Here is a 15,248-nt window from a genome sequence, read left to right as displayed (position 1 = left end):
ATGTCCGCAACCGAACGGCGCGTGGCCCTGGTCACCGGGGGCTCGCGGGGCATCGGGCGGCACGTGGTGATCCGGCTCGCCCAGGACGGATACGACGTCGCCTTCTGCTACCAGTCCGACAAGGAGGCCGCCGACGCCGTCGTCGAGGCCGCGACGGCCGGCGGGGCGCGCGTGCACACCGCGCGCGCCGACGTCGCCGACCACGAGGCCGTACGCGACTTCGTGCGCGGCGCCGAGCGGGAACTCGGGCCGCTGCACACCGTCGTGTCCTGCGCCGGCATCGTCCGCGACAACCCCCTGGTCATGCTCTCGCCCGAGGACTGGGACCAGGTCGTCCGCGTCAACCTCGACGGGACGTACCACCTGTGCAAGGCCGCCGTGTTCGCGATGATGAAACGCCGCGCCGGCTCCGTGATCACGCTGTCGTCGGTCGCCGGGGTGTACGGCAACGCGACCCAGACCAACTACTCGGCCACCAAGGCCGGGATCATCGGCTTCACCAAGGCCCTCGCCAAGGAGTCGGGGCGCTACGGCATCCGCGCCAACGCCGTCGCCCCCGGCTTCATCGTGACCGACATGCTCTCCGAACTCTCCGACGACCACGTGCGCAGGATGACCGAGCGCATCCCGCTGGGCCGCTTCGGCCGCCCCCAGGAGGTCGCCGACCTCGTGTCCTTCCTCGCCTCCGACCGGGCCTCGTACATCACCGGACAGGTCTTCGGGGTCGACGGCGGACTCGTCGTCTGAGGCGTCGCCACCGGGACGACGCGCCCTCAAGATGCCGCCGGAGCCACGCTCCGGCGGCGCTCCCGGCATGCCCAGAACCTTCCGCCGGACGCTCTGGCGGGCCCTTCCGCCGGGCCTTCCGCAGGACCGGCGTCAGACCGCCATCAGCCCGCTGTCAGCGCGGTTTTCCGACGATCGAGGCTGTGACATCAGTGACCTTCGCTAGGGGATTGCTATGACCCACATATCGACGGACCACCCGGCGACGGAGGGCCTTCCGCTCACCGCCGGCCAGCAGGACATCTGGTTCGACGAGCAGTTGTCCGGCGGCGGCGCGACCTACAACACCGCCGCCTACTGGGACATCCGCGGCCCCCTGGACGCCGGCCTCTTCCGGGCGGCCCTGGAGCGGCTCACCGCCGAGGCCGAGTGCCTGCGGGTGCGGTTCGCCGAGGACGCCGAGGGCCGGCCCCGGCAGTTCGTCGAGGAGCTCGACCGGCTGCCCCTGACGGTCACCGATGTCAGCGGCGCCGACGACCCGGAGGCCGCCGCCCGCGCCGCCATCGACGCCGACCTGCGCACCGCGTTCCCGGTGACGGCCTCCGCGGACGTTCCGCTGTTCCGTCTGAGCCTGTTCGCGCTCGGCCCGGACCGCGCCTTCTTCTGCCTGGTCAGCCATCACCTCGTCACGGACGGCTTCAGCGTCGTGCTGCTGTGGCGGCGGCTCGCGGCGATCTACGAGGCGCTGCTCGCCGGTACGCCGCCGACGGAGGGCGCCTTCGCGCCGCTGCGGACCCTGGTCGACGCCGAGGCGGCGTACGCGGGTTCGGCGCGCGCCGACCGCGACCGCGCGTACTGGCAGGCGCGGTTCACCGACGGCGCCCGGCCGCCGCTGGTCAGCCTCGCCGCGCGCGACGTGCCGCCCGGCCAGACGTTCCTGCGGGACGTGGCCGTCCTCGACGCCGACGTCGCCGAGCGGCTGCGGGCCGTGGCCTGGGAGGCCCGGGTGACCTGGCAGACCGCCCTCGTCGCCGCGATCGGCGCCTACACCGCCCGCATGGCCGCCACCGACGACGTGCTCCTGTCCCTGCCGGTGACCGCGCGCGCGGGCGCCGCCATGCAGGCCACCCCCGGCGTCGTCGTCAACTGCCTGCCGCTGCGCCTGACCGCGCACCCCACGACGACCCGCGCCGAACTCCTCGCGGACGCCTACCAGTCGCTGTCCCACGGCCTCAGGCACCAGCGCCACCGCGTCAGCCTGATCCGCCGCGCCATGGGCCTCGGCAGCGACGACCGCAGGCCCTTCGGCCCGTACGTCAACGTCCTTCCGCAGGTCGAGCGCCTCCCCATCGGCCCCGCCGACGCCACCATCCACACCCCGTCCCCCGGCCTCGTCGACGACCTGGAGTTCACCGTCGCCGACAAGGGCGACGCCGGGATCGCCGTCGACCTCAGCGGCAACGAGGCCCGCTACGACGCCCGCGACATCCACGACCACCTCGCCCGCTTCACCGGCTTCCTCGACCGCTTCCTGACCGCCGCGCCCGACACCCCGCTGTCCGCCATCGACCTCGCCGCCCCCGGCGAGAGCGACGCCGACCTGACCGGGCCGGTCCGCGAGACCCCGTACCTCGGCGTCGTGGAGCGGATCCGGCAGCGCGCCGCCGAGACCCCGGACGCCGTGGCCGTCACCGACGACGGCGGCAGCCTGGACTACGCGGGGCTCGTCGGGCGGGCCAGCGCCGTGTCCCGCGTCCTGACGGGGGCCGTGCCGGTGGCGGGAGGCGTACCGGTGGCGGGAGGCGTACCGGCACCGACAGCTGCATCCGCACCGACAAGCGCACCCGCGCCGACAAGCTCACCCGCACCGACGGGACCCGTCGCGATCCTCACCGAGCCCGGCCGCGACTTCGTCACCGCCGAGGTCGCCGTCCTCGGCGCCGGACGCGCCTTCATGCCGCTCGACCCCGGTGCCCCGCTGCCCCGCCTCACCGCGCTCCTGCGCGACGCGGGCGCGGCCCTCGTCCTCACCGACGCCCACCACCGCGCCCTCGCCGAGCACCTGACCGCCGACCTGCCCGGCGGGCCGCTGCCCGTCCACGTGCTCGACGGCGCCCGCGACCCGGACACCGGGCTCGCGCCCGTCCTCGGCGGCCCCGACGACCTCGCGTACGTCATCCACACCTCCGGTTCCACCGGACGCCCCAAGGGCGCGATGGTGCAGCGCGGCGGCATGGTCAACCACATGCTCGCCAAGGTCGAGGAGTTCGGCCTCGACGCGGCGGACGCGCTCGTCCACAACGCGCCCGTCACCTTCGACGTCACCGTCTGGCAGACCCTCACCACGCTGCTCGTCGGCGGCCGGGTCCGGGCCGTGAACCGCCTCGACCTCGCCGACCCCGACGCGCTGTTCCGGGTCATCGCCGAGGAGCGCCTGACCGTCCTCGAAGTCGTACCGTCCCTGCTGCGCGCGGCCCTCGACGTGTGGGACGCCGCCGGGGACGCGCCCGGCCTGCCCGCGCTGCGCTGGATGATCTCCAACGGCGAGGCGCTGCCCGCCGACCTGTGCGCGCGCTGGTTCGCCCGCCACCCCGGCATCCCGCTCGCCAACCTCTACGGCCCCACCGAGTGCTCCGACGACGTCACGCACGCCTACGTCCGCTCCGCCGCCGACCTCGACACCCCGGTCGTGCCGATCGGACGGCCGCTGCGCAACACCCGCCTGTACGTCCTCGGGGACGACCTGCGGCCCGTGCCGCGCGGGCTGCCCGGCGAACTGTTCATCGCGGGCCGGGGAGTCGGCCGCGGCTACCTCGGCGACCCGGGGCGCACCGCCGTCACCTTCGTGCCCGACCCGTTCGCCGCCGACGGCTCCCGGATGTACCGCACCGGCGACCAGGTGGTGCTGCGCCCGGACGGGCAACTCGCCTTCGTCGGACGCCGCGACCACCAGGTGAAGATCCGCGGCCAGCGCGTCGAGCTGGGCGAGGTGGAGGCGGGCCTGCGCGCCCTGGACGGGGTGGCCGAGGCGGTCGCCGCAGCCGTCACGGACCCGGCGGGGCAGCGACGGCTCGTCGGCTACGTGGTCACGGAGGCGGCGGGCGACGGCTCGGCCCCCGGACCGGGCGAGCTGCGCGCCGCGCTCGCCGCGCGACTGCCCGGGGCCCTCGTCCCCTCCGTCCTCCTGACCCTCGACGAACTCCCGCTCACCGCCCACGGCAAGGTCGACCGCAAGGCGCTGCCCGCGCCGCGCTGGGAGCAGACCGAGGGTGCGGCTGCCGGCGGGGCGCCCATGGGCGGGGCGGCTGCCGTGGGCACGGCTGTCGGGAGCGCGGGCGGCGGCACGGCCACCGGGGGCGCGGGCGGCGGGGCGCGCCCCGAGGCGGAGCGCATCCTGCGCGCCGTCCTCGCGGACGTCCTGGGCCTGCCCGAGGTGGGCCCCGACGACAGCTTCTTCGAGCTGGGCGGCGACAGCATCAGCTCCCTCCAGGTCGTCAGCGGCGCCCGCCGCGCGGGCCTCGTCGTCACCGCCCGCGACGTGTTCAAGCACCGGACGGCGGCGGCCATCGCGGCCGTGGCCGGGCACGCCGCCACCAAGCCGGTCGCCGTCGCGGACGGGGTCGGCGAGGTCGCCCTCACCCCGATCGTCGACCAGCTCCGCGAAGAGGTCTCCCAACTCCCGGCAGCGACAAGCGAGTTCAGTCAGTACGTCACGGTCTCCCTGCCCGCTGACGTGTCCGCCACCACCCTGGAGCACGCCCTCCAGGTGTTGCTCGACCGCCACGACGCGCTGCGCCTGCGCCTCGGCGTGCCGGTGGCCGGGCTCTGGTCGCTCCAGACGCTCCCGCAGGGCGCGGTGGCCGCGGCCGACGTCCTCAGCCGGGTCACCGTCGCCCCGACGTCCGACCCGGACGCGGCGCTCGCCGAGCAGGTGGCTGCGGCGCGGGCGCGACTGCGTCCGGAGGACGGGGTGACGGTCCAGGCGGTGCTGCTGGAGAGCGGGGGTGAGCGGGAGGCTGGACGCGCTGCCGGTCCGGAGGCCGGTCCCGACGCCGGCCCCGGTGCCAAGCCCGACGCGGGCGCCCCCAGGCTTCTCCTCGTCGTCCACCACCTCGCCGTCGACGGCGTGTCCTGGCGGATCCTGCTGCCCGACCTGGAGGCCGCGTACACCGCGCTCGCCGCGGGGCGCGCGCCCCGTCTCGACCCCGTCGTCACCTCCTACCGTCGCTGGGCGACCCTCCTCGCCGACGAGGCCCGCAGCGCGAGCCGCGTCGCCGAACTCCCCCTGTGGACCGCCCAGTCGGCACCCGGCCCCGACACCGCCGCCCTCGGCGACCGCCCCCTCGACCCCGCCACCGACACGCGCGCCACCGCGGGCGGGCTCCGTGTCGAGCTGTCCGCCGAGCAGACGCGCGCGCTGCTCACCCGGCTGCCCGCGGCCTTCGGCACCGAGGTCAACGAGGTGCTCCTGACCGGCCTCGCGCTGGCCCTCGCCGACCGGGCCCGCCGACGGGGCGCCCCGGCAGGGCGCGCGCTCGTCGAGTTGGAGGGCCACGGGCGCGAGCAGTTCGCGGACGCCGGGGACGTCGATCTGTCGCGTACCGTCGGCTGGTTCACCAGCGTCTTCCCCGTCGCCCTCGACCTCGGCGACACCGACTGGGCCGACCTGCACGCGGGCGGTCCCGCCTGCGCCGCCGCCCTCAAACGCGTCAAGGAGACCCTGCGCGCCCTGCCCGACCACGGCATCGGCCACGGCCTGCTGCGCCACCTCAACCCGCAGACCGCCGCCGTCCTCGCCCGCGCCGCCACCCCGCGCGTCGGCTTCAACTACCTGGGCCGCTTCACCGTCGGCGAGCACCGCGACTGGACCATGCGGGCCGGTACGTTCGGCCTCGGCGCGGCCCCCGAAACGCCGCTGCGGCACGCCCTGGAGCTGGTCTCCCTCACCGAGGACCGCCCGGAGGGGCCGGTGCTCGTGGCCGAGTGGACCTGGGCGGGCGCGCTGCTCGCCGAGGACGACGTGCGGGCGCTCGCCGACGGCTGGTTCCGCGCGCTCGGGGCGCTCGCCGCGCACGCGGAGCGGCCGGACGCCGGGGGCCGCACCCCGTCGGAGTTCCCGCTCGTCACCGTTTCCCAGCGCGAGATCGAGACGTACGAGAACGAGTGCGCGCGCCTCGACGACATCCTGCCGCTGTCGCCGCTCCAGCGCGGGCTGCTGTTCCAGGCCGAGTTCGACCGGCACGGCATGGACGCCTACACCCTCCAGGTCGTCCTCGACGTCGACGGCCCCCTGGACCCCGCCGTCCTGCGCGCCGCCGCCACCGCCCTCGTGGCCCGCCACCCCGGCCTGCGCGCCCGCTTCCGGGAACGGGACGCGGGCGACCCCGTCCAGCTGATCCCCGGCGCGGTCGACGTGCCGTGGGCCGAGGTGGACCTGACGGACGTGGCCGCCGACGCGGTGGAGGCCGAGCTGGCCCGGCGCACCGACGAGGAGTGGCTGCGCCGCTTCGACGTCACCGAGGGCCCGCTGACCCGCTTCACCGTCTACCGCGCGGGCGCCGAGCGGCACCGCGTCGTGTGGACCACCCACCACATGCTCGTCGACGGCTGGTCCCTGTCGGCCGTCCTCGCGAGCGAGCTGGTGACGCTGTGGGCCAACGGCGCCGACACCTCCGTACTCCCGGAAATCGCCCCTGTACGCGCCTACTTGGAGTGGGCGGCCGCGCAGGACAAGGCCGCCGCGCGGGAGGCCTGGCAGAAGGAACTCGCCGGGATCGACGAGCCGACGCGGCTCGGCCCGGCCGACCGGCCACGGGTGTCCGTGCTGCCCGGGACGCTGACGGCCGAGCTGCCCGAGAAGCTGACCGCCGCCGTCTCCGCGTGGGCGCACACGCGCGGCCTGACCCTGAACACCGTCGTGCAGGGCTGCTGGGCCGTCGCGCTCGGCCGCCTCACCGGGCGGCGCGACGTCACGTTCGGCGCGGTGGCGTCCGGGCGCCCGGCGGACCTGCCGGACGTGGAGCGGATCGTCGGCGCGTTCATGCACACCCTGCCGGTGCGCGTGACGCTCGACCCGTCCGTGCCGTTCGAGACGATGCTCACCGACCTCCAGGACCGCCAACTCGCCCTGGAGCCACACCAGCACCTCGGTCTCGCGGACGTCCAGCAGAGCGTGGGCGTGGGCGAGCTGTTCGACACGGTCGTCAGCTTCCACAACTATCCGTCCGGCGCCCTCGACACCCTCGGCGAGCACGTCCCCGGCCTGTCCACGCGCGCCTGGAACGCCCGCGTCGTCGCCGAATACCCCTTGGCGATGGGCGTGTTCCCGGTCGAGGGCCACCGGATGCGCCTGGAGGCCCAGTTCCGCCCGGACATCTTCGACGCCGACGAAGTCGCCGTGTTCGTACGCCGCTTCACCCGCGTCCTCGAACAGCTCGCCGCCGCGCCCGGCGTCCCCCTCGGCCGCCTCGACGCGCTCGGCGAGGACGAGCTGCGCCAGGTGCTCGGCGACTGGTCGGGCAGCGGCGGGGCGCGGCCGGAGCGCGGGGGCCTCGCCACCGACGTGTTCCAGGCGCGGGCCGCGGAGACCCCCGACAAGACCGCCGTCGTCCTGCGCGCGCAAGAGGTGTCGTACGCCGACCTCAACGCCCGTGCCAACCGGCTCGCGCGGCTGCTCGTGGAGCTCGGCGCGGGACCCGAGCGTGCCGTCGCGGTGATGCTGCCGCGCACCCCCGACCTGCTCGTCGCGGCCCTCGCGGCGATCAAGGCGGGCGCCGCCTACGTACCGGTCGACTCCGAGTACCCCGCGGACCGCGTCGGCTACATGGTCGCGGACGCCCGGCCCACGGTGTTCCTCACCGACAGCGCCCTCGCCGACCGGCCCGCCGGACTCCCCGAGACGGTCGGCGCGCACGCCGGCGCCACGACCCGCCTGGTCCTGCTCGACGCCCCGGAGACGGCCGCGCGCCTCGCCGGCCTCGACGCCGCCGACCTCACCGACGCCGACCGGACCACTCCGCTGCGGCCGCGGCACCCGGCGTACATCATCTACACCTCCGGCTCCACCGGCCGCCCCAAGGGCGTCGTCGTGGCGCACACCGGACTGCTCGCGATGGTCGACAGCCTCTCCGACCGCTTCGAACTCGACGCCGACACGCGGGTGTTGCAGTTCGCGTCGTTCAGCTTCGACGCGTCCATCTTCGGGATCATGCTGGCGCTGCTCCCCGGCGGCACGCTCGTCATCGCCGACGAGGAGTGCCGCACCCCGGGGTGGCCCCTGGTCGACCTGATCAACAGCGCCCGCATCAACCTCGTCGCCCTGCCGCCCGTCGTCCTCGGCGCGCTCCCCGAGGGCGCCGCGCTCCCCGCCGACCTGCGCCTCGTCGGCACCGGCGAGGCCGTGCCCGCGGAGGTCGTCCAGCGCTGGGCCGGGTCGGTGAAGATGTTCAACGGATACGGGCCGACCGAGGCCGTCGTCGGCTGCACGGTCAGCGGCCCTCTCACCGCCTCCGGCCGCCCGCCGATCGGCCGCCCCACCAACGCCCACCGCGTGTACGTCCTCGACCGCGACCTCAGGCCCACCCCGCCCGGTGTCCCAGGCGAGCTGTACGTCGGCGGCGGCCTCGCCCGCGGCTACCTCGACCGGCCCGGCCTCACCGCCGAGCGCTTCGTCGCCGACCCCTACGGCCCCGCGGGCGAGCGCATGTACCGCACCGGCGACCTGGTGCGCTGGCTGCCGAACGGCGAACTCGACTACCTCGACCGCGTCGACGACCAGGTCCAACTGCGCGGCATCCGCGTCGAACTGGGCGAGATCTCCTCGGCGCTGCTCGCCCAGGCGGGCGTGGAGCAGGCGGTCACGGTGGTGCGGGAGGACGCCGCGGGGGAGCGGAGGCTCGTGTCGTACGTGGTGGCTTCCGGGGCGGGATCGGTTTCCGGGCCGGGCACGGTGTCCGGGTCGGGCGCTGCTTCCGGTGCGGGTGTCGCTTCCGGTACGGGTACGGGGGGCAGCGCCGTCGACAGCACCGCCCTGCGCGACCGCCTCGCCGAGGCCCTGCCCGACTACATGGTGCCCTCGGCCGTGGTCGCCCTCGACGCGCTGCCGACGACCGCCCAGGGCAAGCTGGACCGCGGGGCCCTGCCCGACCCGGAACTCGGCGCGGCCTCGCGCGGACGCGCCCCGCGCACCCTCACCGAGGGCATCCTGTGCGGCCTGTTCGCCGACATCCTCGGTGCCGACCACGTCTCCATCGACGACGACTTCTTCGAGATCGGTGGGCACTCGCTGCTCGCCACCCGCCTCGTCAGCCGCGCCCGCACCGCGCTCGGCGTGGAACTGCCCATCCGCGCCCTCTTCGACGCCCGCACCGTCGTCGCCCTCGCCGGGCACGTCGAGGCGGCGGCGAGCGCCAGGCCGCCGCTGACCCCGGCACCGGCGGGCACCGACCGGCCCCTGTCGTACAGCCAGCAGCGCCAGTGGTTCCTCAACCGGCGCCAGGGGCGCGAGGACGGCTCGTACAACACCCTCCTTGCCTTCCGGCTCACCGGCCGCCTCGACACCGCCGCGCTCCAGCAGGCACTCGGCGACGTGGCCGCGCGCCACGAGGTGCTGCGCACGGTGATCCCCGAGACCGACGGCGTGCCCACGCCCGAGGTGCGGGACGCGGCCACCGGCGGTCCGCACCTGAAGGCCGTCACCGTCGCGGAGGCCGACCTCGCCGCCGCGCTCGCCGCCGAGGGCGACCAGGGCTTCGACCTCACCGCCGAACTCCCTTGGCGGGCCCGGCTCTTCCCGGTGCGGCCCGACGAGTGCGTGCTGCTCCTGGTCCTGCACCACATCGTCTTCGACGGCTGGTCGATGGAGCCCCTGCAGAACGACCTCGCCACCGCCTACCGGGCCCGCACCGCCGGGCACGCGCCGCGCTGGACGCCGCTGCCGGTGCAGTACGCCGACTACGCGGTGTGGCAGCGGGAGCTGCTCGACGGCGACGGAGGCGGCGATGGGGACGGCGACGGGGGTTCGGAGACCCTGGCCGGGCGGCAGTTGGCTTTCTGGCGGGACGCCCTCGCGGGGCTGCCCGACGAGCTGGACCTGCCGACGGACTTCCCGCGCCCGGAGGTGAGCGCGTCCCACGGTGACGTGGTCCTCTTCGACGTGGAGCCCGAACTGGCCGACACCCTCGCGGCGTTGGCCCGGTCCACCGGCAGCACCGACTTCATCGTGTTCCAGGCGGCCCTGTCGGCCCTGCTCACCGGGCTCGGCGCGGGCACCGACATCCCCCTCGGCGTCTCGGTGGCCGGTCGCGCCGACGAGTCCCTGAACGACCTCGTCGGCATGTTCATCAACTCCCTCGTCCTGCGCGGCGACACCAGCGGCGACCCCACCTTCCGCGAGCTGCTCGACCGGCTCCGGGAGACCGACCTGGCGGCGTACGCCCACCAGGACGTGGCGTTCGACCAGGTCGTCGACGCGCTCAAGCCGCCGCGCTCGCTCAGCCGCAACCCGCTGTTCCAGATCGGCCTCGGCGTCCGCACGGAGGGCGTCACGGACCTCGACCTGCCCGGCCTGACGGTCCGCCCCGAGTACGTCGGCTCCGACCACGCCAAGCTCGACCTGCTGCTCGAACTGGTCGCCTGGCCCGGCCACGAGGGCCTGCGGGGACTCCTCACCTTCAGCACCGACCTGTACGCGCGCGCCACCGCGGAGCGCGTGGTCGAGCAGTTCACGCGAGTGCTGCGGGCCGTGGCGGCGGACCCGGACGTGCGGCTCAGCGGGCTGGGGGTGAGGGCCGAGACGGTCGATGTGGCCGACATGGCCGACATGGTCGACGCGGTCGACGCGGTCGACGGGGCCGACGCGGCCGAGGCGGCCGTGGAGCCCGAGGTGGCCCCGGCGGTCGAGGTGGCCCACGCGCCCGAAGCGGCTCCTGCGGCGGTCGCGGCCCCAGAGCCCGAGGCGGCACCCCTCCCCGCCTCCGCCGAGGACACCCTCGGCGCCATCGTCGCCGGGCTCCTGGGCGTCGAGCGGTTCGACGTCGAGGAGAACTTCTTCGAGGTGTCCGGCGGCATGGACAGCATGAAGTCGCTGCGGCTCGTCAGCCAGGCACGCAAGGCCGGGCTGAGGATCAGCATCGCGGACGTCTTCGCGCACCAGAGCGTGCGGGCCCTGGCGGCGACACTGGCCCCGGAACCGGCCGAGTCACCGGCACCGGAACCCGCCCCCACGGCCCCGACCCCGCGCGGCAGCACCCGGACCGTCGCCGACGCCATCGCCTCCATCGGCGCGGCGGTCGGGGACGACGAGGCGGATCCCTTCGCGACCGTGCTTCCGCTGCGCGAGACCGGCTCGCGCCCGCCCGTGTTCTGCGTGCACAGCGGCGTCGGACTCGCCCTTTCGTACCTGCCGCTCACACGCCACATCGACGCGGAGCACCCGGTGTACGGCATCCAGGCGCCCGCCGTCGTCGCGGGCGCACCGCTGCCGGACAGCATCGAGGACATCGCCGCCGCGTACGTCCGGCTCATCAAGGGCGTACGGCCCAGCGGCCCGTACCACCTCCTCGGGTGGTCGTTCGGCGGGATCGTCGCGTACGAGATCGCCGTGCGGCTGCGCGCGGGCGGGGACGAGGTGGGTCTGGTGGCCAACCTCGACTCGTATCCGCGTACCGGAGTGGCCGACGACCGGGGCGGCGAGCAGAACATGCTCGGCTGGTTCCTGGAGGGCGTCGGCCACCACCGCTCCGAGTTCGGCGACCGCGACCTCACCCCGGACGACGTCATCGGTGTCCTGCGGAGCGACGGCAACCCGCTCGCACGGCTCGGCGAGGAGCGCATGGGCCGGATGCTGCGGCTCATGGCCCGGCACCAGGCGATCATCCCCGACTACACGCCGGGCACCTTCGACGGCCGGATGCGGCTGTTCCTCGCCGAGCACTCGCCCTGGGGCGACGTGACGGACAAGGAACGGCTGTGGGAGCCGTACTGCACGGGCGAAGTGGCCGTCCACCGCGTCGAGTGCGCGCACGACGACATGCTCGACCCGGGGCCGCTCGCCGAGATCGGGCCGCTCGTCGCCGCCGAACTGGCGCGCATGCAGGCGAAGTCGGAGCGTGCGGCCGCGGCCGGGCGGGAGACGTCATGACCGCCACCCTCCTGGAGCCGGGCCCGCCCGCGGGCCGCCCCACCGGGCGGCCCGGCCCCGGCGGCCCGCCCGGCGCCGCACTGCCGCCCGCGCGGTCCGGCCCCGCGGCCCTGCTCACCGAGGTGCTCGCCGTCGCTGGCCGCAGGCTCAGACGGCTGCGCCGGGCACCGGGGCGGGCCATCGGCATCGTCCTCAACCCACTGGTGTCGATGGTGCTGCTCGGCTATCTCTTCCGGGACGCCATCACGCTGCCCGCGGGCGGCGAGTACACCGAGTACGTCTTCGCGGGCGGCGCGGTGCAGGTCGGTCTCGCCTGCGTCGGGCCGACGGCGGTGTCCATCGCCATGGACCTGCGGGGCGGGCTCGTCGACCGGTTCCGCTCGCTGCCGATCAGCAGATCCGCGGTGCCGTTCGGCTACACCCTCGCCGACCTCCTCGTCGGGCTCGCCGGGCTCGCGGTGACGGCGGGCGCGGGCCTCGCGCTCGGCTGGCGCTCGCACACCGGGGTGCTTCCGACGCTCGCCGGGTTCGGGATCGTCGCGCTCTTCCTGTACGCGATGCTCTGGCTCGGCGTGCTCCTCGCGATGACGTTGCGGAGCGTGGAGACGATCAGCGTGGTCGCGCCGTTCATCGTGGTCGTCCTGCCGTTCCTGTCCAGCGCGTTCCTCGCCCCGCAGTCCATGCCGGGCGCCGTCCGCCCGGTCGCCGAGTGGAACCCGGTGAGCGCCGTCATCGCCTCCTGCCGCGACCTGTGGGGCAACCCGGCCACCAGCGGCGGCGGCTTCCCCGGCGAGCATCCGCTGGTCGTCGTCGCCCTCACCCTGGGCGTGCTCTTCGCGACCTGCGTCGCCGTGAGCCTGCGCAGGTTCCGCACGGCGGGCTCCTAGGCCCGGTCCCTGCCCCGCCGCCCGTCCGAAGCCGCAAGCGAAGCCTGAAGGAAGTCAACCCATGTCCGTACCCCAGGTGTTGGCGCCGCCGGACCCGGCGGCCGTCGACCTCACCGACCCCCGCACCTTCCACGACGTGGACACGCACGCCCTGTGGCGGCGGTTCCGCGAGGACAGCCCCGTCCACTGGCACCCGCCGACCGAGCGCGCGCCCGGCTTCTGGGTGGTGTCCCGGTACGCGGACGCCGTCTCCGTGTACCGCGACAACAAGCGGTTCACCTCGGAGAAGGGCAACGTCCTCACGACCCTGCTCCAGGGCGGCGACTCGGCCGCGGGCAAGATGCTCGCCGTCACCGACGGGCCCCGCCACCGCGCGATCCGCAACCTCATGCTGAAGTCCTTCGCGCCGCGCGTCCTCGCGCCCGTCGTCGACGGCGTGCACCGGCACACCCGCGAACTCGTCGCCCGCGCCGTCGCGTCGGGCGAGGCCGACTTCGTCACCGACGTCGCCGACCACGTGCCGATCCACACCATGGGCGACCTCATGGACATCCCTCACGCCGACCGGCCGCGCCTGGTCGAGTGGAACACCCAGACCCTGTCCCGGCACAGCAGCGAGGACAGCGAGCTGGAATCGCTGATGGCGCGCAACGAGATCCTGCTGTACCTCTCCGAACTCGCCGCCGAGCGGCGCGGGAACCCCGGCGAGGACGTCATCAGCGTCCTGGCCACCGCCACCGTCGACGGCGAGCCGCTGACCGAGGACGAGATCGTCCTCAACTGCTACAGCCTGATCCTCGGCGGCGACGAGTCCACCCGCATGTCCCTCGTCGGCGGCCTCATCGCCCTCGCCGAGAACCCCGAGCAGTGGCGGCGCCTCAAGGCGGGCGAGGTCACCTCCGACAGCGCCACCGAGGAGATCCTGCGCTGGACCACGCCCGCCATGCACTTCGGGCGCCGCGCCCTGGTCGACGTACCGCTGCGGGACCAGGTCATCAAGGCGGGAGACGTCGTCACGCTGTGGAACAGCTCCGCCAACTTCGACGAGGACGTCTTCACCGACCCGTACTCCTTCGACGTGGGGCGCAGCCCCAACAAGCACGTCGTCTTCGGGCACGGCCCGCACTTCTGCCTCGGCGCGTTCCTCGGCCGCGTCCATGTGAACGCCATGGTCGAGACCCTGCGCGACCAGGTCGCGCGGATCGGCCTGCGCGGTCCCGCGCGACGGCTCTACTCCAACTTCGTACACGGCTACAGCGGTCTGCCCGTCGCCTTCACGGCGGAGCCGGCCAGGGAAGGGACGGACGGCGATGCGTGACGAGAGGCGTACGACGGGCGGGACGACGCTGGCCCTGCTGCACGTCGAGGGGGACTTCGCGGCGGAGGGGGACTTCGGCGGCGGGCAGGTGGGTAAGGGGGCCGGAAGCGGAGGATCCGACTCCTGGGAGGCGGTGCGCGTGCGGGCCGACGAGCTGATCGCCGAGTGCGGCGCCGTGCTCGTGCGCGGACTCGGCATCGCCGACGCCGCCGCCTTCCACCGCACCGTCACCCGCTTCGGCGACTCCCTCATCGACAGCTACCGCGGCGGCAACACCCCGCGCGCCACGGTCTCCGACGGCGTCTTCACGTCCACGGAGTACCCGGCGCGCTACGACATCTCCCTGCACAACGAGATGTCGTACGCGATGGCGTGGCCCACGCGGCTGTACTTCTGCTGCCTCGACGCCCCCGACACCGGCGGCGCGACCCCGGTGTGCGACGGCGAGGCGCTGCTCGCGGGCCTGGCGCCCGAGGTGCGCGCGCGGTTCGCCGACGGCGTCGTCTACCACCAGCACCTGCACGGCGGCCTCGGCCTCGGCAAGTCCTGGCAGGCGACCTTCGAGACCGAGGACAAGGCGGTCGTCGAGGAGTTCCTGACGGCGTCCGGGGCCGAGTTCACCTGGACCGGCGACGGCGGTCTGCGCGTGCGCCAGCACCGGCCGGGGATCCGCAAGAACCCGCGCACCGGCCGCGACACCTGGTTCAACCAGGCCGACCAGTGGCACCCGTCCAACCTCCCCCCGGAGGAGGCCGAGACCCTGCTCTCCCTCATCGACGACCCCGCCGAACTGCCGCACTGGATCACCTACGCCGACGGCACACCGCTGTCCGACGGCGACCTCGCCGACGTGCGCGCGTCCCAGCGCGCGCACCGGATCGCCGAGCCCTGGCAGGCCGGCGACATCATGATCGTCGACAACATGTCCGTCCTGCACGGCCGCGAGGCGTTCACCGGCACCCGCAAGGTGGTGGTGTCCATGACCTGAGCGGCGCGGCCCGGACCGCCGCGACCTGGTCCGATGCGGCCCGGCGGCCCCGCCCCGGACCGCGCGCAGCCCGCTGCTCGACGGGCGGACCGCCGGACCACACCCTCCCACCTGGGACTTTCAACGAACGCTAAAGGGTGTGGTCCGGGGCTCCGGCCGTCCTTAGGTTTGTTGGCATAGGGAAGGACG

General features: G+C 74.6%; 5 protein-coding genes. All 5 read left to right on the top strand.

What is annotated here, in order from left to right:
* A complete protein-coding gene (gene fabG, locus ACZ6BG_RS05835; protein WP_468997288.1) occupies positions 1–747 on the top strand; it encodes a 3-oxoacyl-[acyl-carrier-protein] reductase in 747 nt (248 codons plus the stop codon).
* Between the two features lie 214 nt (positions 748–961).
* A complete protein-coding gene (locus tag ACZ6BG_RS05830) occupies positions 962–11,866 on the top strand; it encodes an amino acid adenylation domain-containing protein (protein ID WP_468997285.1) in 10,905 nt (3,634 codons plus the stop codon).
* The gene (locus ACZ6BG_RS05825; protein ID WP_468997283.1) at positions 11,863–12,753 is read left to right on the top strand and encodes an ABC transporter permease; all 891 of its coding nucleotides are present in this window, start codon (positions 11,863–11,865) and stop codon (positions 12,751–12,753) included. The genes ACZ6BG_RS05830 and ACZ6BG_RS05825 overlap by 4 nt, the downstream gene beginning before the upstream one ends.
* A 61-nt stretch (positions 12,754–12,814) precedes the next feature.
* Entirely contained in the window at positions 12,815–14,071 is a 1,257-nt protein-coding gene (locus ACZ6BG_RS05820; RefSeq protein ID WP_468997281.1) for a cytochrome P450, read from the top strand.
* Positions 14,064–15,059, top strand: coding sequence for a TauD/TfdA family dioxygenase (locus tag ACZ6BG_RS05815; protein WP_468997279.1), 996 nt, complete (start codon positions 14,064–14,066; stop codon positions 15,057–15,059). Before ACZ6BG_RS05820 ends, ACZ6BG_RS05815 begins: the two co-directional genes overlap by 8 nt.
* Positions 15,060–15,248: the final 189 nt, after the last annotated feature.

The organism is Streptomyces sp. NPDC041205 (assembly GCF_055591765.1).
The sequence above is the reverse complement of the archived record's forward strand: the minus strand, read 5'-3'. Positions and strand labels throughout refer to the sequence as shown.